This window comes from Pseudomonas sp. Irchel s3f10, from assembly GCF_900187515.1.
Taxonomy (GTDB): Bacteria; Pseudomonadota; Gammaproteobacteria; order Pseudomonadales; family Pseudomonadaceae; genus Aquipseudomonas; species Aquipseudomonas tensinigenes.
Window position 1 is genome coordinate 311,926 of the sequence record NZ_FYDZ01000005.1, and the last position, 19,614, is coordinate 331,539.

The window sequence follows — 19,614 nt, forward strand, 5'->3', positions numbered from 1 at the left end:
ATAAATTAGTAAGTTTGTTGCTACAGACCTTAAAAAAAATATGCTCCGGGTGAGGCACAGCTCCGGTATGTTCAGGCTTCTCTCTTATCTGGATTCACAGCGCTTTGTGCAGGACCTGCCGAAGGCTGCGATCGTTTGATTTTCTGGAGATTCCCATGGCCGCCTACAACCTGCGCCAGCTCAAATACTTCGTCACCACCGCTGACTGCGGCAGCGTCGCCGAAGCGTCGCGCAAGCTCTACATCGCGCAGCCGTCGGTCTCCACGGCTATCAAGCATCTGGAAGAAAGTTTCGGCGTGCAACTGTTCATCCGCCATCACGCCCAGGGTGTATCGCTGACGCCCAGCGGCTCGCGCTTCTACCGCAAGGCGCTGGAGCTGTTACGCGTTGCCCACGAATTCGAGCAGAACGCTCTGGCCGACAACGACGTGGTGGCCGGACAAATCGATATCGGCTGTTTTGAAACTGTCGCGCCGCTGTACCTGCCGCGCCTGATCGCCGGTTTCAAGGAACGCTGGCCGGGCGTGGAAATCCGCATCCGCGACGGTGAGCAGCAAGAGCTGGTGCAGGCGCTGACCGCCGGCAGCATCGACCTGGCGATGCTGTTCGAGCACGATCTCGATAGCACGATTGAAACCACGCCGCTGATGCCCGCGCAGCAGCCTTACGCCTTGCTCCCGGCGGATCACCGCTTTGCGCAACAGGCGAAAGTCTCGCTGCATGATCTGGTGCTGGAGCCCATGATTCTGCTCGACGTGGTGCCGAGCCGAACCTACTTCGTGAGCATTTTCGAGGAGCGCGGGTTGACCCCGCACATTGTGTTCAGCTCCCCATCAATCGAGATGGTGCGCGGCATGGTCGGGCGCGGTTTCGGCTTTTCGATTCTGGTCACCAAACCGTTCAGCGACTACACCTACGACGGCCAGAAAGTCGTCTGCGTGCCGCTGGCGGAAACCGTGACCGGGTCGGGATTGTCGGCAGCCTGGCTGCGGCGGGTGCAACTGACCAAACCGGTGCAGTTGTTTGTCGACCATTGTCGTGAGGAACTGGCCCGACTGTACGCTTGAGAGCAGTCGAGCCACGGTTCAATCGCTGATGAATGTCAGCACCCGTTGGAGCATTTCGTCGCAGGCCTTCAGTTGATCGAGGCTGACAAACTCATCGGGTTTGTGGCCCTGATCCATGCTGCCGGGCCCGCAGACCACGGTTGGGATACCCGCCGCATCAAACAGTCCGCCTTCCGTGCCGAACGCCACCGTGGCGAAATCCGTTGAACCGCAGAACGCCGCAATCAGCTCGGCGGCCTGGCTCTGCGCATCGGTGACCAAACCCGGATAGGCTGATAATTCGCTGAAGCGGATCTCGCTTTGCGCACTGATCGCACGCATGCGCGGCAGCACTTCGCGTTCGGCGTAGGCTTTCAGTGCTTGGGCGACGAGGCCCGGATCCTGCGAGGGCAGGGCGCGAATTTCGAAATCGAAGCGGCAATCGGCAGGCACGATGTTCAAGGCTTTGCCGCCGCTGATCACACCGGTTTGCACCGTGCTGTAGGGCGGGTCGAAGCGCGCATCGTGATGCTCCGGCGCTTTCAGTTGCTGCCCGAGTCGGCCCAGCTCAGCGATCAGTTCGGCGGCGTATTCAATCGCATTGACGCCGAGCGGCGCGTAAGCCGAATGGCACGGATGGCCGTGGACGTCGCAGCGCATTGCCAGTTTGCCTTTGTGGCCGAGCACCGGTTTCAGCTCGGTCGGTTCGCCGATGATGCACAGCAACGGTTTGATCGGGCGTTGCTGCAAGACCTCGAGTAGCGAGCGTACGCCGAGGCAGCCAACCTCTTCGTCGTAAGACAGAGCGATGTGTACCGGCAGGCGCAACGACGCCTGCACGAGCGCCGGTACCAGCGCCAGCACACAGGCGATATAACCCTTCATGTCTGCCGTACCGCGCCCAAACACCTTGCCGTCGCGCTCGGTCAATTCGAACGGCGGCAGCGTCCACGGCTGACCATCGACCGGCACTACATCGGTGTGCCCGGACAGCACGATACCCGGTTGATCCACCGGGCCGATCGTGGCGAACAGGTTGGCTTTGCTGCGCTCATCGTTGTAGATCAGCGCGCATGGCACGTCGAAACCTTCGAGGTAATCGCGGACGAATTCGATCAACTGCAAGTTGGATTCACGGCTGGTGGTGTCGAACGCAACCAACGCTTTGAGCAACTCGACGCTGTTCATCGGTCATCCCCGGCCACGCCATAGCCCGGTGCTTTGGCCGGGTCGAGGGCGCGGTCGATGTAGTCCTGAAGCTGTGGCTCGTAAGCGTTCCAGAGTTTTTGCAACTGGCCGATCGGGTCTTCATCGGCCCAGTCGACGCGCAGGTTGACGATCGGCCAGGTCTGCTCGCCGACCACCACGACGGCGGCCGAATGCACCGGGCCGGCTTCGCCACCGAGCGCTTGCGCGGCGTGCAGGGCCTTGAGCAGGCGATCAGCGAGTTGACCTTCGCCGTCCTCGAAGGCGCTGACCATCGCTTCGATGACCGAACGCCCGGCGAGCATGTTACCGGCGGCGACGCACTGCTCGCCGGTGACAGCGTTGTGCACGCCGAGGGTTTGCGCACCGCTGAAATGTGCGGTCTGGCCAAGGTGGTTGATCGCCGTGATCTGGCGGTACTGGCTGTAGCCGTTACGCGTGAGCACCTTGTCCAGCGCATCGTCCGGCGCCAGACCTTGCTCCATCAGCGCGAGGACTTCCGGGCCGAGGGACGGCAGGGTGATGTTCTGGCTCGACACCGCGCCAACGCCGGGCAGCAGCCACGGGCAACGGGCGCCGACGGCGATGCTGGAGGAACTGATGGCGACACCGAACTGGCCGGTTTCGGCGCAGCGGGCTGTGATTGAAAAGGTCATCTAATGAACTCCTTGTGTGTCTGGACTGGCCTCTTCGCGAGCAGGCTCGCTCCCACAATGAAATGCATTCCAAATGTGGGAGCGAGCCTGCTCGCGAAGGCCGCGACTCGGTGTGATGCCTTACTCAGGAATCACCGCAATCACATCAATCTCCATCAGCCACTGCGGCTGCCCCAGCGCCGACACCACCAGTCCAGTGGAGATCGGGAACACGCCTTTAAGCCACTTGCCGACTTCGCCATACACCGCCTCGCGATAACGCGGGTCGATCAGGTAAGTCGTGGTCTTGACGATATGACTCATGTCACTGCCGGCTTCTTCCAGCAACTGTTTAACGTTGCGCATCGCTTGTTCGGCCTGCGCGCGTGGGTCACCCAGGCCCACCAGGTTGCCGTCGAAATCGGTGCCGACCTGGCCGCGCACATACACCGTGTTGCCGGCCCGAACGGCCTGGCACAAATCGTTGTCCAGCGTCTGGTTGGGGTAAGTGTCTTTGGTGTTGAACATGCGGATGCGAGTGTGGGTTGGCTGACTCATGTGAAACTCCTGAAGATGGTGCGCCCCGGCGCAATCGGCGCCGGCGCGAAAAGGGCTATCAAGCGTCGACGGTATCGGCGGCTTTGCTATGGGTGTTCTGGTGCAACTCGGCTTCACGCTGCTCGGCATCGCGATAGTCCAGATACTTGCGCTGGGTGGCGATGTGATCGGCGACGTGCTTGGCGTCGTGCCACACGCCCCAGATGAACGACGAACCGCGACGCGACTGCCATGGCAAACCAAGGAAATACACGCCCGGTTCACTCGACACACCACGTTGGTGCACAGGCTTGCCCTTGTCATCGAACGCCGCGACCTGCAGCCAGGAATAATCCACGGCAAACCCGGTGGCCCAGATGATCGCGGTGATGCCAGCCTTGGCCAGATCCAGATCGGCCAGCGGATTTTTCACGCACTCGGGGTCCGGATAGGTTTCGCGCGCTTCAGGTTCTTCCGGCAGATCGAGGCCGTTGCGCTCGATGTAGGCATCGGCGGCATCGAGCAACGCCAGGTAATTCTCGTCGCCGCGAGTGAGGTTGCCGACCAGGTCCTGCTTGAAAGTCACCACGCCGTTATTGAACGATTCGGTGACGCCAACCAGGGTCATGCCGCGATGGGCCAGACCACGAAAATCAATGGTGCGCCCGCCATGGGCACCGCTGACCGCGATGGTCACATGCTCACGACCGGGTTTCATCGCCGCTTGATCCCACTCGCCGAGCACGCCCAGCCACCAGCAGAAATCCCGGTTGCGATAAGCACGAGGCGGGCGATCGTGGGCGCCGACCGACAGGTAAACCTGCTTGCCGGAGCGTTGCAGCTCATCGGCGATCTGCACGCCGGAAGAGCCGGCACCGACCACCAGCACTGCGCCTGCCGGCAGTTGCTGCGGATTGCGGTAGTCAGCGGAATGGATCTGCAGCAGGCGCTCGTCCGTGGGGGCAATCGCCGGAATCACCGGTTTCTGAAACGGCCCGGTCGCAGCGACCACACGACTGGCTTCGATCACGCCTTCGGAGGTCTCGACGGTGAAACCCGGGCGGCCAACATTACGCACCACACTTTTCACTTCAACGCCGGTGCGGATCGGCGCATTGAATTTCTTTGCATAGGCTTCGAAGTAATCCGCCACGCGCTCTTTCGGGGCGAAGCCGTCGGGATCGACGTCATCGAATTCCAGGCCGGGGAAGCGGTCGTGCCACGCCGGGCCGTTGGCAACCAGCGAGTCCCAGCGCCCGGTGCGCCAGCGTTCGGCAATGCGATTGCGCTCCAGCACGAGGTGCGGCACACCGAGTTTGCTCAGGTGTTCGCTCATGGCGACGCCTGCCTGGCCAGCACCCACGATCAGCGTGTCTGTTTTTATTATTGCAGTGGTCATCTCTACATCCTTCCTAGCAAGGCAGTGGGATTCGGGCCGCTGTTGGCTTGTCCGTTTTGCTTGCGGTCAGACTAGGGAGGAGGGGGATATCGGTAAAATATTATTAAGCTGGGATGTGAAGATAAAAATCTGATGCAGCGCTTGGAAACCCTTGAAAAACAGGGGTTGCAGAGAATCGGCTGTGGGGTTGGGAGATAAAAGAAACGTTGGCGTAACGTGCAGTGGTGAGCAGAATCTTCCCCTCACCACTGCGCCGGTTTCAACGATTCAGAAACGCCAGCAAATCCTCATTCAGGGCCTGCGCGTGCGTCACCACAAACCCATGTGGCGCACCTGCATAAACCTTCAGTTCGGCGCCCTTGATCTGCGCCGCCGCCTGCTTGCCGGTGGTTTCAAACGGCACGATCTGGTCGCCGTCGCCATGGATCACCAGTGTCGGTACATCGATCTTGGCCATGTCCGGGCGGAAGTCGGTTTCCGAAAACGCGGTCACGCAATCCACGGTGCCCTTGAGCGAGGCCAGCAGCGCAATGTTGAGTGTTTGCGCGAGCACGCCGTCAGAGACTTTCTGGCCTTGATTGGTGCCATAGAACGGCGCGGCGAAATCGGCGATGAACTGCGCACGATCCTGCAACAAGCCAGCCTTGATGCCGTCGAACACCGAGGTGTCGACACCTTGCGGGAAATCGGCTTTCTTGCCGAACAACGGCGTCACCGCGCCCAGCAATACCACACCGGCAACGCGTTCGCTGCCATGACGAGCGATGTAACGGCTGACATCGCCGCCACCCATGGAAAAGCCCACCAGCGTCACGTCGCGCAGGTCCAGATGGTTGATCAGCTGCGCGATGTCGTCGGCAAACGTGTCGTAGTCATATCCGGTCCACGGCTGATCGGAACGCCCGAAACCACGGCGATCAAAGGCAATGGTGCGATAGCCACGGCTGCTCAGGTATTCCATCTGGTATTCCCACATGTCGGCATCCAGCGGCCAGCCGTGGCTGAACAGCACGGGTTTACCGCTGCCCCAATCCTTGTAGTAGATCTCGGTACCGTCTTGCGTGGTGAAGGTGCTCATGGAAACTCCTGCGTCAGGGATCGCACGTGATGCCGAAATGGCAACATTCACTATCAGCGTAAAGCGCGCCGGCTACTTGTATGCAGGTGCTGGTTTTGCGCCGGTTCAGCCATGGATCCGCTCCAGAGTTGTATGATGCAACCCAAAGCCGCACGGTCGGCCACTGATACGAGGGAGTACGTCTAAGTGAAACGCAAAAGTTTGCAGGGCAACGCCTGCCCCGTTGCCCGCACGCTGGACCTGATTGGTGACTGGTGGTCGTTGCTGATCATCCGTGACGCGCTGGACGGGATTCGCCGCTTCAATGATTTTCAGAAAAGTCTGGATATCGCCAAGAACATGCTCAGCGCACGCCTCAAAGGTCTGGTGGAGCAGGGAATCCTGCAAGCGCTGCCAGCGGCCGATGGCGGCGCTTATAAGGAGTACGTGCTGACCGAGCGCGGCAAAGCACTGCAGACCGTGATCGTCGCGCTGTCGCAATGGGGCGGCGAGTTCATGTACGCGCCGGGTGAGCCGGGTTCGGTGATGGTCGATGCGAAGGACCGTCAGCCGATTCGCAAGCTGGCATTGACGGCGGCTGATGGTCGCGTGCTGGCCCCGGAAGACGTCGCGACACGACTTGGCGTTGAACACTGAGGGGCGGCGCTGCTTGAGTTGAGGGGCCCGCTGTCGTCAGCTCAATGAGCCAGGGTCTGGCCAGCGAATCCATTTGTACATTCCTCGTTACAAAGTCGACAAACGGTCAAAACGATTGTTTGACGTCAAAATGATGGCCATCTAATATCGCGCCACTATTTTGATGTCACTTTTTGTCTCGAGGGATCGAACATGTCCTCACCCGCCCTCGTGGCGAGGTTGTGCGTAGCGCTGCTGTGCCTGTCTCCAGTCCAGATTGCCATTGCGGCCCCTACACCCGGCGACACCGACCTTATCCGTGATCGCCAGAATCGCTTGCTCGAAGAGCAGCAGCGGCGCCTCGAAGAGCTCAAGGATTTGCCCGGCAAAGACGCCAGGCCTGCGCAACCGGCAGCCCCCGCCGACACCCGTTGCTTCCCGATCAAAGACATCGAGCTCAAGGGCGCCGACAGTCTTTCCGAGCGTGATAAAACCCGCCTGCTCAAACCCTATATCGGCGAATGTCTGGGCGTACCTCAGCTCAACGAGCTGCTCAAAGTCATCACCGATCACTACATCGAGAAAGGCCTGGTCACCAGCCGCGCCTACTTGCCGCAGCAGGATCTGTCCACCGGGCACCTGCAAGTGCTGGTGGTCGAAGGCAAACTTGAAGGCATGAAGGGCGCGCAAAACAGCCAGCTCTCGGAGCGCGAACTGGCCATGGCCTTTCCCGGCAAAACCGGTGATTTGGTCAATCTGCGCGAGATCGAGCAAATGGTCGATCAGCTCAACCGCCTGCCATCGAATCAGGCAAAAATGGAGTTGGCGCCCGGCCAGAACGTCGGCGGCAGCGCAGTGCTGGTCACCAACACGCCGCAAAAACCATGGCGTGCCGGCCTGTCACGCAGTAACGACGGCCAGCGCAGCACCGGCGAGCAGCAGTGGGGCACCACGTTTGATTGGGACAGCCCGCTCGGCCTGGCCGATCAGTTGAGCCTGCGCGGCGGTCACGACGCGATGACCGATCACCAGCACACCTCCAACAATGCCATGCTCAATTACAGCTTGCCGTGGGGCTGGTGGACGTTCAGCTACACCTACAGCCAGAGCGAGTACCGCTCACAAATCGCCGCCAACGGCTACAACTTCAAACAGACCGGTGACAGCGAGAACCATCAGTTGCGCGCCGAGCGGGTGATCCACCGCGACGCCGTCAGCAAGACGTCGCTCAGCGCTGGCCTGTCGTACCTGCGCACCAACAACTTCATCGAAGACAGCAAACTCAAGCTGAGCAGCAACCGCATCAGCGAAGCGCAGTTCGGCTTCAACCACGGTCGCCGCGTCGGCAGTGCGTTCGTCAACTTTGACGCCGGCATGCAGGAAGGCATCGGCGCATTCGACGCACAGGGCAGCCATGATCCCGCCCCTGGTGAGCCGGACGCGCGCTACCGGAAATACACCGCGACCCTGAGCTACCTGCAACCGTTCAAGGTCTGGGGCGAATCCTTCAGTTTCAGCAGCCTGATGACCGGCCAGCACAGCGAAGACGTGTTGTTCAGCCCGCAACGCACCAGCCTTGGCGGCTCGTCGTCGATTCGTGGCTACAAGGATCAGTCGCTGTCCGGCGACAGCGGTGGTTACTGGCGCAATGACCTGCGCTGGAGTCGTCCGGTAACTGTCGAGTGGCTGCAACCGGTGTTCTCCGAATACGGCACCAGCCTCGGTTACGACCAGGGTGTGATCCAGAACGGTCGCTACAACGGCGATCAGCACGGGCGTATGTCGAGCAACTCGCTGGACCTGTTCGCCCGTGGCCAGCACGTCGCCGCCAGTGTGACCTTTGCCCATTCCCTGGAACGACCGGACGCGCTGACCGAGCGTGAAGCACCGATCTATTTCCGCCTCGACTTTTTTATCTAAAAACAACTTTTCGAGACCATCGACATGGATGTTCGTCAGTTCGCCTTCCTTGCAGAACAACCGTCTGCGGCCGTGAAAACACGTGAGTCCTTCTTGGGCATGCCCAAACGCGGGTTGGCGTTCCTGTTGGCGAACGTCATGTTCTGGCAACCGATGTGGGCGCAGGCCGACGGCATCGTTGTGGCCAACCCGAACACCTCGCTCGATCGCGCTGGCAATGGCGTGCCCATCATCAACATCGCCACGCCCAATGCCAGCGGCCTGTCGCATAACCAGTTCCACGATTACAACGTCGGTGCGCAGGGGCTGATCCTCAATAACGGCTCGACGCAGAATAATCTCACTCAACTGGGTGGGCACATTGTCGACAACCCGAACCTGAAGAACAGCGGCTCGGCGCAAGCGATTCTCAACGAAGTCATCAGCGGCAACCCGAGCCAGTTGCGTGGGTACACCGAAGTGGCGGGGCAGTCGGCGCGGGTGATTGTCGCCAACCCTTATGGCATTACTTGCAACGGTTGCGGTTTCATCAACTCGCCACGGGTGACGCTGACCACTGGCAAACCGGTGCTCGACAACGGCCGGCTGGATCGCTTTCAGGTTGATCAAGGTTCTGTGGCCATCGAGGGTGCAGGCCTCAACGCGACCAACGTCGACCGTTTTGAAATCATCACCCGCAGCGCAAAGATTAACGCGCAACTTCAGGCGCAGAGCCTGACGATTGTTGCCGGTCGCAACGACGTCAATGCACAAACCCTCAATGCCACCGCACGCGCCGAGGACGGCAGTGCGAAACCGCAATTGGCCATCGATTCTTCGGCACTCGGCGGCATGTACGCCGGGGCGATCAAACTGGTTGGCACCGAAGCAGGCGTCGGGGTGAAGCTCGACGGCAAGCTGATTGCCAGCGGCGGTGATATTCAACTCGATGCCAACGGCCAACTGAGTCTGGCCGACACCTCGGCCACCGGCGCGGTCAATGTCAAGGCTGCCAGCCTCGACGCACGCGGCCCGGTTTACGCCGGCACCAGCGCCAATGTGCAAACCCAGGGCAATCTGACCAACCGCCAGACCCTCGCGGCCCGCGACAGCATCAGCCTCAGCGCCGGCGGCCAACTGACCAACGCCGGCGCCATCGAAGCCGGCGTCAACGCCGATGGCAGCCGCAACAGCCACGGTGATCTGAGCCTGAGCGCGCAGACCCTCAACAACAGCGACAAAAGCCTGACCGCCAGCCGCAACCTGACAGTCAACGCCGCGCAAGCCCTGAACAATCAAAACGGGTTGCTCAGTGCACAGAACGTCGTCGTCAGCGGCGGCATGCTCGATAACCGCAGCGGCCAGATCCTAGGCGATCTGGGATTGAACATCGATCTCAGTGGTGCGCTGGACAACCGCGACGGCGTGCTCGGTTCGGGTCGTTCGCTGACTCTGAAAGCTGCCAGCCTGGACAACCGTGAAGCCGGTGCGCTGGTCAGCGATGGCAACCTCACTGCGCTCATCAGTGGCACGCTCGACAACCGCAATAAAGGCGAAATCTCGGCCAAAGGCGCCATCAATCTGCAGGCCGGCACGCTGCTCAACAGCGACGGTAAAGTCATTGGCAAAAGCACCCTGGCCGTGCGCGGCGACTTGGCTGACAACCGGGGCGGGGTGATTCAAGCCGACCAACAGTTGACCCTGAATGTCGTACAACTGGATAACCGCGAAAAAGGCGTGATCAGCGGCAAGCAGGGCCTTACCTATGTGGGTACTCGTCTGGATAACAGTGGCGGCCTGGTCAGTGCGGTCGGCCCCGTCAACCTTACGGCTGCGGAAATTCAAAACGCGGCCGGACGGATTTCCAGTCAGGGCGACCTGCTGGCAACCATCGGCCTGCTGCAACAACAGGGTGGTGCGCTGGTTGCCCAAGGCAATCTGAGCCTGACTGGCAAGACACTCGATAACCGCAATGGCGGGTTGGTCGGCACGACAAAAGCGCTGACACTCTCGGTCGACGATGTCGACAACCGCAGTGGTGAAATCTCCAGCAGCTTGCTGATGAACGTCAAAGGCCTGCGTCTGGATAACGGCGACGGCGGCAAAATTCTCTCCGGCAGTAACATTGGGCTGAGCGTCACCAAGCTGATCAACCAGAGCAAAGGCTTGATCGCCGCCACCAAGGGCGCGGTAACCGTTACCGGCACCACGCTGGACAACAGCGGCGGCAATCTCACCAGCCTCAACGATCTGGTGATTACCCTTGATGACGCGCTGACCAATTCGCTCGGCGCGATCAGCAGCGACGGCACGCTTACCGTCAATGCTGCGCGCATCGACAACAGCAACGGCAGCCTCGGCAGTGCCGGCCACCTGAAACTGACCAGCACTGGCGTTTTGCTTAATCAGGTCGGTTCGATCAACAGCGACAGCCTGCTGACCGTCAACAGCGGCAGTCTTGATAACAGCCGCAAAGGCGTGATCTACGGCCAAGGCAACAGCCGGGTCGAGACCGGCGGATTTGACAACAGCCAGGGTGGCAAACTCACCAGCGGCGCGGCACTGACGCTCAAGGCAGGGCAGGTCAACAACGCCACTGGCCGCATCGCCAGCCAGCAAGCACTGGATGTCTCGCTTACCGGGCTGGATCAACAGGGCGGTGAGCTGTTCAGCAAGACTGATCTGACCCTCGATCTGAATCACGGCCAGTTGAACAACCAGAACGGTTTGATCAATGCGCCCGGCACGCTGCTGTTGAAAAACCTCAACGGCGTAAGCAACCAGGGCGGGGAAATCTCCAGCCAGCAAGCCTTCACGCTCGCCGCGCATGACCTCGACAACAGCAACGGCAAACTGCTCAGTCAGCAGAGCCTGACGTTGCGCATTGCCGCAGCATTGAACAACCTCAAAGGCGTCATCTCCGCCGCCTCGCTGGACAGCCACAGCGGCAGTCTGGACAACCACGAAGGCTTGATCAGCAGCCGCGGCGAGTTGTTGCTCACCACCGACAAGACCCTGGATAACCAGTTCGGCACGGTCATCGCTGACGGCCAACTGACCGTCACCGCTGACGATCTGGATAACCGTGAAGGCAATATCGCCGGCAAGGCCGATGCCAATGTGCAGGCGAAAACCGTCAACAACCAGAAAGGTCAGTTGATCGCCACCGGCAACCTCCAACTGGAGGCCGATCAACTCGATAACCGGCAGAACGGTCTGCTGGGGTCGAGCCAAGACATGAGCCTGACCGTCGCTGATCTGGACAGCCGTGGCGGTGAGATCAGCAGCAACGGCGATTTGCGCGTTACCGGTAAAAAATTCGATAACAGCGACGGCGGCAAAATCTTCACCGGCAAGGCGCTGACCCTGACCGTCGACGAAGTGCTCAACCGCACCAAAGGTCTGATCGATGCCGGCACGCAGTTCACTCTGCAGGGGCGTTCGCTGGTGAACAACGGCGGCGAATTGCTCAGTCAGCAAGGCATGCTGTTGAACCTCACCGGCGCCCTTGATAACACCTCGGGCAAAGTCAGCAGCGAAGGCACGCTGACGGTCAACGCTGCGCAAGTGACCAATGCCGGTGGCAGCCTGTCCAGCGCGGCGGATCTGACGCTGGACAGCGGCGGCAGTGTCGACAACCAGGGCGGGCAAGTGGTTACCGATGGCGCGCTCGTCCTCGACAGTGCCAGCCTCGACAACCGTCAAAGGGGCACGCTCAGCGGTAAAGGCGCGGTCACCGTGACCACCGGCGCCTTCGATAACAGCAACGGTCAATTGAGCAGCGCCGACACCCTGAACCTCACTGCCGGCCAGGTCACCAACGGTGGCGACGGTAGTATCGGCAGTCAGAACGCGCTGACGGCTTCGGTCAGCGGCCTTGATCAACAGGGCGGCAAACTGTTCAGCAATACGCAACTGAGCCTGGACCTGAATCACGGTCAGTTGAACAACATTGGTGGTTTGATCAACGCTCCGGGCACGCTGCTGCTCAAGCAACTCAATGGCGTCAACAATCAGGGCGGCACGATTTCCAGCGCCGAGGCGTTGACCCTGACCGCGAAAAGTCTCGACAACAGCAACGGCAAACTTCTGAGCAATCAAGGTCTGACCCTGCGCATCGCGGCCGCACTGGACAACGTCAAAGGCATGATCGGCGCAGCCGCCATCGACACGCGCGCCGCGAGTCTGAACAACAGCGGTGGCAACATGGTTAGCCGTAGCGACCTCGACCTGACCGTGGACGGTCTGCTGCGTAACGACGGCCATGGGCTGATCAGTGCGGTGCAAACCCTTGATATCACCAGTGCCGATTTGAACAACCGCGAGAGTGGTTTGATCAACAGCCAAGGCAACCTGACGCTGACCGCCACCGGGCTGGACTCCAGCAACGGCGGCGAAGTCTCCGCCAGCGGTGACATCGACCTGAAGCTGACGTCCTTGACCCAGAACGGCGGACGCCTGATGGGTGACAAAGCCGTCTCCCTTGATCTGGCCAATGGCGATCTCGACAACCAGCGCGGCTTGCTCACGGCGCAAGGGCCATTGACACTCAAACGTCTGCGCGACGTGAACAACCAGAGCGGTGAGATTTCCAGCAACCTCGGTTTCGAGCTGCTCGCCCGTGCCGTGAACAACGGCGCCGGCAAAATCATCAGCGGTGAAAAACTGTTGTTGCGTGGCTCCAGCCTGATCAACCAGAAAGGCCTGATCTCCGGCTGGCAGGGACTCACCGTCAATGCCGACAGCCTCGACAACCGCAACAACGGCACGCTCTCCAGCAAATTCGCCGATGTCTTGGTCGACCTCAAGGATGCGCTGCTCAACAGCGGCAGTGGTGCGGTAGTTGCCCAAGGCAATCTGAATATCAAGGCGGGTAGCCTCGACAACAGCGACAAAGGCAATCTGAGCAGCGGTGCAGGGCAGACCCTGACCTTGAGCGGCGCACTCAATAACAACCAGGGCCTGATTTTCAGTGGTGCTGCACTGGATGTCGTCAGCACAGCGTTCAGCAATGCCGGCGGCTCAATCAATGTCGAACAGGCATTCACGGCCACGGCCACAGGTCTGGACAACAACGGTGGCCAGATCGCCAGCAACGCCGCGATCACCCTCAACCTGAGCGGAGAGCTGAACAACAACGCCGGCAAACTGGCGAGCAGCGGCGCGATGTTGATCAAGGGTGTGACCAATCTGCACAACCAGAACGGCCAGATCGTCAGCCAGAAAACACTGGAAGCGCACACCGATTCTCTGGACAACAGCAACAAGGGCACCGTCGCGGCGAATGACCAATTGCAGATCACCGCAACGGGCGCCGTCAACAACAGCGCCGACGGCCTGATCTACAGCCAGAATGCCGACGTCCAACTCAATGCAGCCAGCCTGCGCAACGGCAAAGGTTCGATCCAGAGCGAAGGCGCGTTGACCCTTGAGGTCAGCGGTGACTTCGACAACCAGAGCGGTAAGGTCATCGCGCAAAGCGGCAATGTCTTTGTCAAAGCGGCCAACATCGATAACCGTGGCGGCACGCTGTCCAGCATCAAAGGCGCACTGGAAGCTCGCACCGTGGGTGTGCTGCGCAACGGCTTCGACCTGAACAATAACCGTCAGAGCGGCATCATTCAGGCGCAGAGCCTGACGCTTACTGCATTGGCTGGCCTGAACAACAACGGCGGGCGCATTTCCGCGCAGTCGGCCGACAGCAGCATTACCACGGCGGCGCTGGATAACAGCAGTGGCGTGCTGTATTCGAAAGGACTGTTGGGCGTCACCGGCACAAGTCTGGAAAACGCTGGCGGGCAGATCGCTGCCAACCGCATCGACTTCGGTCTCAGTGGCGCGTTGCGTAACGGCACGGGTGTCATCGAAAGCGATACCCAACTGAGCGTAAAGGCTGCCAGCGTCGACAACCAGAACGGTCGTCTGCGTTCGCTGGGCAACACCGGCAAAACCCTGTTCCAGATCGGCGGTTTGCTCGACAACCGCAATGGCGTGCTGGAAACCGCCAACACCGACATGACCCTGGCAGTGGGAGGCCTCTTCAATGCCGGCGGGCAACTCAACCACGTCGGGCGCGGCAAGTTCGACATCTCCACCGCCAATGTCATCGGCGCCGGCGGCAGCATCGTCACCGGCGGGCTGCTGGAACTCAACGCCGACAGCTGGAGCAACTCCAACGTCATTCAGGCGGGTCGCCTGAACGTCAATGTCGGCCAATTCAGCCAGACCGCCAGCGGCAAATTGCTGGCTTCCGATTCCCTGCAGATCCGGGGCGGCAACTGGAGCAACGATGGCTTGATCGCCAGTGATGGCATCCTCGATATGCAAATCGGCGGAACCTACGCCGGCAGCGGCCGCTTGACCAGTCAGCGCGGCGCTTACCTTTCCGTCGCGCAGATGAACGTTGCGGCGGGCGGCAGCTTCGCGGTGGGTGCCACGTCGACCGTCAATGTCGGCGGGCAGCTCAGCAACGCCGGGCGCATGACCTCCAGTGAAGACCTGACGATCAACGCGGGCAGTGTTGCCAACTACGGCACCCTGGGTGCGGCGCAGAACCTCATCATCAACACGCCCTCGTTGCTCAACGATCGCGGGCTGATTTTCAGCGGCAACAACATGACCCTCGGCGTCAGCACGCTGACCAACCAGCACGGTGATTTCTACGGTCTGGGCGATGTGGTGATGGGCGGGTATGGCGGCGCAGCGCGGGCAGCGGGGGTGTACAACATTTCCGGCTCGATGGAGAGCGGACGCGGGTTCACGCTGAGCGCCGACGTGTTTGAAAACCGCACAGAAGGGCCGACGGCGTCGGTTGAACGCAAGCTCATTTCCGGGTTCATTGCAGCAACGTGCGGTGACTGCGTTGGCGGCACTTTCAACAACTTCCTTGCCAGCCGCGAGACCTACCAGTTCTTCGACACCGATACCAGCGCCTCGGCGATGTTCAACGTCGGCAAGGATTTTACGTTTACGGGTGGCACGTTCCTCAACAGCAAAAGCACGGTAGCGGCGGGCGGCAACATCACCATTACCGCGGACAGCCTGAAGAACATCGGCGCCAAGAGCGGGACTGTCGAAGTCACGCGTCAGTACAACTTCGAGATGGGCACAGGCACCACGGCGCAATTCATGGCCAACGTGATCATGCCGTACAACCAGCGCAACAACCCTGATTTCCCGTTTGTGTACTACGTCATCGCACCGGAAGGTCTGATCCGTAAAGCGATCGCCACAACCGTGGGCAATGGCATCGTCATCGTCGACGCCGAGACGGGCGAAAACGTCGGCAGTCGCAAATACGGCCGGGCCATGTCTGGATTCAGCGCCGGCTTTGAGACGTCAACGCCATCGATGTATGACCCGAATAATCTGCTGGCATTACCGAGCGAACTGGCGCCTTACGAAAGCCGTCTTGCGGTTGAAACCCCGGTGAACAGTACCGGTGCTGCTGATGCCAATAACTCGCGTAATGCAGTGATTCAGGCCGGCGGCAATGTCTCGATTACCGCGACCCGGGAAGTAGAAAACAGCGTTATCCATCAGGACTACAGCGCCACCGGGGGCACCAACAAGGTCGCCGATACCTCGGTCGGCAACAGCGGCACTGTCGTTGTGCGCATCAACAGCCAACTGCCGCCGGATCTTGCGCAACAGCAAGTCAATCCGCTGAGCTTGCCTGGCTTCTCGCTGCCGACAGGCGAGAACGGTTTGTTCCGTCTGAGCGGGCAGGGCACCAGTGGCGCCACAGCCGGCAACACCGGGCCAGCGCCAACGTGGACAGTCGCCAGTGAGTCGGTGAATGCCCAGGACCACACGGTCGCCGACAGCAGCGGCGGGCCCCGCAACCTGTTTATCGATGCGCCGGCGCCGGTGTCCGACAGCACACGCGCCGTGGATACATTCCACCGTACGCCAAGCATGGTGCAGACAGTCGCCAGTACGGTCGACGTCAAAGTGCCGGAGAGTTCTGCAGGCACGGGCAACCCGGGCCGCGGTAACGACATGAAAGAGTCGATCGACACTCGTCCGGTCACGCGTGTCACTGGCCTGCCGGACACCACGGCGCCCTCGAACCCGCACAAATACCTGATCGAAACCAACCCGGTGCTCACCGACCTCAAGTCGTTCATGAGCTCGGATTATCTGCTGGAGAAGCTCGGCTACAACCCCGACCAGAGCGCCAAACGTCTGGGCGACGGCCTCTACGAACAACGCCTGATCCAGCAAGCCGTCACCGCACGCACCGGCCAGGCTTTCATCGACGGCCAGACCTCCAACGAGGGCATGTTCAAGTACCTGATGAACAACGCCATCGCCAGCAAGGACGCACTCAACCTGTCGGTCGGCGTCGGCCTCACCTCGCAGCAAGTCGCGGCACTGACCCACGACATTGTCTGGCTCGAAGAGCACGAAGTGAATGGTGAAAAAGTGCTGGTGCCGGTGGTGTATCTGGCGCAGGCCAGCGGCCGTCTCGGCCCGACCGGGGCATTGATTGCCGGTAACGATGTGACGCTTATTGCGGGGGAAAACCTCGACAACGTCGGCACGCTCAAAGCCACCAACAACCTCTCCGCCACGGCGGGCAAGGACCTGGTCAACAGTGGTTCGATCGAGGCAGGCAATCGTCTCGATCTGCTGGCAACCAATAACATCGTCAACAAGTCCGGCGGCATCATTGCCGGCAAGGACGTCAGCCTGACTACCCGCACGGGCGATGTGATCAACGAACGGACCATCACTTCGATGGACAACCAATACGGCTCCGTCACCCGGCATCAGGACTTTGCCGATAACGCAGCGCGGATTGAAGCCGCCAACGACCTGACCGTCAAAGCGGCCAAGGACATCAACGTCATCGGCGGCGTGATGAAAAGCGGTCAGGACATGGCGTTGAATGCCGGGCGTGATGTCAATGTGGTCTCTGTGCAGGTTAACGACAGCGCGTCGCTGGGTTGGAGGGGAGCTGTTAGCAGCGTCACGCAACTGGGCGCCGATATTGATGCCGGGCGTGATTTCAAGGCGGATGCCAAGCGTGACATCAATGTCATTGCCAGTGACATAGAAGCCAAGCGTGATGTCTCGATGAAAGCCACCGAGAACCTGGTCATCACCTCGGCGGCGGATGAAGAGCACTCGCTCTCAAAAAACAAGCACATGACCCGTCAGGAAGACCATGTCACTCAGGTCATGTCCGGCATCACGGCGGGCGGCGACGTCAAACTGGATGCGGGCAAAGACCTCAGTGTGATTTCCAGCCGCGTTACTGCGGGTGATGAAGCCTACCTGGTTGCGGGAGACCGCCTAGAACTCCTGGCCGCGCAAGATACGGATTACTCACTGTATGACATGAAGAAAAAAGGCAGCTTTGGCAAGCTGAAGATGCAGCACGACGAGGTGACCGACATTAAGCACGTCGGCTCCGAAATCAAGGCCGGTGGCAACCTGACGCTGTCGAGCAAGGGTGATCAGTTGTATCAGGTCGCCAAACTGGAAAGTGGCAACAACATCACGCTGGACAGTGGCGGGGCGATTACTTTTCAGGGGGTCAAGGACCTCCATGACGAAAACCATACCAAGACCAACAACAGCGCTGGCTGGGTGTCCTCCAAAGGTCGCGGCAATACCGACGAGACCTTGCGCCAAACCCAGATGATCGCCAAGGGCAATATCGTTATCAAGGCGGTCGATGGCCTGAAAATCGACATCAAAGATGTGAATCAGCAGTCCGTCAGCCAGACCATCGACGCTATGGTCAAGGCGGATCCGCAGTTGGCATGGTTGAAAGATGCTGAGGCCCGGGGGGACGTGGATTGGCAGCGGGTGAAGGAGATTCACGAGTCTTTCAAATACGAAAACTCGGGACTGGGTCCGGCAGCACAAATCGCAATCGCCATCATGATGTCCTTCGTGATGGGACCGGCAGGGCTGGGCCTGGTCGGCGGTGGCTTCGGTGGGGCAGTCGCCACAAGTCTGGCAACCACGGGCGTTACCAGCACCATTAATAACAAGGGTGATCTCGGGGCCGCATTCAAGGAGACCTTCAGTGCCGGAAGCTTGAAAAATGCGGCTATCGCCGGTTTTACGGCGGGCATGCTCGACTATGCAGACACCAACTGGTTTGCGGCTGGGGGCAGTAAAACTGCAAATATCCTGACCACCAGCAATATTACTGATGTCGCTATCCGCACGACGGGGCGCGCGATTATCTCCAGCGGTATTTCGACCACTATTGGCGGCGGTAGCTTTGGTGACAATTTCGGAGCGGCGTTGCTGGGTGAGGCGAGCAGTGTCGCCATGGCGACCGGGTTCAACTGGGTTGGTGACAAGACGATCAAGTTTCCGGATGGCAGCGTTGAAAAGGTCGTAGCACATGCGTTGATGGGTGGTTTGATCTCCCAAGTCATGGGTGGAGATTTTGCTACAGGCGCGGCCGCCGCAGGGCTGAACGAAGCGGCGATGAATGCGCTGCTTTTCATGGCTGACGGCAATCAAGAGCTTCAAAAGTCTCTCTCTCAACTTACCGGATTGATTGGTGCTGCAGCTGTGGGTGGAGATCTCTCATTAGGTTCGGAAATTGCGAAAAACGCAACGGTATACAACCAACAGGGTCATTCACACATAGACCAAATGCAGGGTCACAATTCTGTACAGGAAGTGGATGAAGAGTTAAGGCACACGCTCAGAGAGCATATTCCGCTGCAAGAGCAGGAAGCGATGGGTGACTTCACGATCCCGATTGATCCGGGTTTAAGTCCGATCATCGCGGGGCCTATACTTGGCATTAAAATCCCCGGTGGCGGTACGAAGTCGAGCACTAGCTGGGCCGGGTCAGGACCAATACCCGGGGTTTTAGGTTTGCAGCCAAACTCATCTTCCTCCAAGGCTATAACTAACTATTATCCGTCAACCAGAAGTGGAGCGATTGAATTTGTTTTTGACCCTAAAACAAATTATTTCGCTGTTGGTAAGCCGAGTACAAATCTGGGGGGTTCTCCTCATGAGCAGCTAGGCGCTACCATAGGTGCTAATCCAGCGACTTTGGTGGGCGGGATGTTTAAGCGAGGTCCAAGCGGAGAGATTCTAACCAATGAGCATAGTGGGCATTATTGGAAAAACTGGACTCCAGAGGTTCGTTTTAATTTTGAGGAATCAATGAAGCAGTATGGAATCAATGTGAAGCATAATCCGGGGATTTGAAGT

9 protein-coding genes are annotated in these 19,614 nt (G+C 59.7%); 4 read left to right on the top strand and 5 right to left on the bottom strand.

Features of this window, described 5'->3' with window-relative positions:
* Positions 1-155 precede the first annotated feature (155 nt).
* Entirely contained in the window at positions 156-1,067 is a 912-nt protein-coding gene (locus CKW17_RS14500) for a LysR family transcriptional regulator (RefSeq protein WP_095120359.1), read from the top strand.
* Positions 1,068-1,085: 18 nt separating this feature from the next.
* On the opposite strand, the gene argE is transcribed toward CKW17_RS14500, so the two are convergent.
* The 5 genes from argE to CKW17_RS14525 all read right to left on the bottom strand — a co-directional run bounded on the left by argE (position 1,086) and on the right by CKW17_RS14525 (position 5,901).
* A complete protein-coding gene (gene argE, locus CKW17_RS14505; protein ID WP_095120360.1) occupies positions 1,086-2,234 on the bottom strand; it encodes an acetylornithine deacetylase in 1,149 nt (382 codons plus the stop codon).
* Positions 2,231-2,908 carry a DUF1028 domain-containing protein gene (locus CKW17_RS14510; RefSeq protein WP_095120361.1) on the bottom strand — a complete coding sequence of 226 codons (678 nt, stop codon included), beginning with the start codon at positions 2,906-2,908 and terminating at the stop codon, positions 2,231-2,233. The genes argE and CKW17_RS14510 overlap by 4 nt, the downstream gene beginning before the upstream one ends.
* A gap of 120 nt (positions 2,909-3,028) precedes the next feature.
* Positions 3,029-3,445: a RidA family protein gene (locus CKW17_RS14515; RefSeq protein ID WP_007910844.1), complete on the bottom strand. Its 417-nt coding sequence runs from the start codon at positions 3,443-3,445 to the stop codon at positions 3,029-3,031.
* 58 nt (positions 3,446-3,503) lie between these two features.
* On the bottom strand, positions 3,504-4,823 hold the full coding sequence (locus CKW17_RS14520) for an NAD(P)/FAD-dependent oxidoreductase (RefSeq protein WP_095120362.1): 1,320 nt from the start codon (positions 4,821-4,823) through the stop codon (positions 3,504-3,506).
* A 259-nt stretch (positions 4,824-5,082) separates the two neighbouring features.
* Complete coding sequence (locus CKW17_RS14525) at positions 5,083-5,901, bottom strand: alpha/beta fold hydrolase (RefSeq protein WP_095120363.1); 819 nt, start codon at positions 5,899-5,901, stop codon at positions 5,083-5,085.
* 186 nt (positions 5,902-6,087) lie between these two features.
* Between CKW17_RS14525 and CKW17_RS14530 the strand changes: the two genes are divergently transcribed.
* The 3 genes from CKW17_RS14530 to CKW17_RS14540 all read left to right on the top strand — a co-directional run bounded on the left by CKW17_RS14530 (position 6,088) and on the right by CKW17_RS14540 (position 19,611).
* Positions 6,088-6,537 (top strand): helix-turn-helix domain-containing protein, encoded by a 450-nt coding sequence (locus CKW17_RS14530; protein ID WP_095120364.1) that lies wholly within the window; start codon positions 6,088-6,090, stop codon positions 6,535-6,537.
* Between the two features lie 192 nt (positions 6,538-6,729).
* A complete protein-coding gene (locus CKW17_RS14535; protein ID WP_095120365.1) occupies positions 6,730-8,436 on the top strand; it encodes a ShlB/FhaC/HecB family hemolysin secretion/activation protein in 1,707 nt (568 codons plus the stop codon).
* A gap of 24 nt (positions 8,437-8,460) precedes the next feature.
* Positions 8,461-19,611 (top strand): filamentous hemagglutinin N-terminal domain-containing protein, encoded by an 11,151-nt coding sequence (locus CKW17_RS14540; RefSeq protein ID WP_095120366.1) that lies wholly within the window; start codon positions 8,461-8,463, stop codon positions 19,609-19,611.
* Positions 19,612-19,614: the final 3 nt, after the last annotated feature.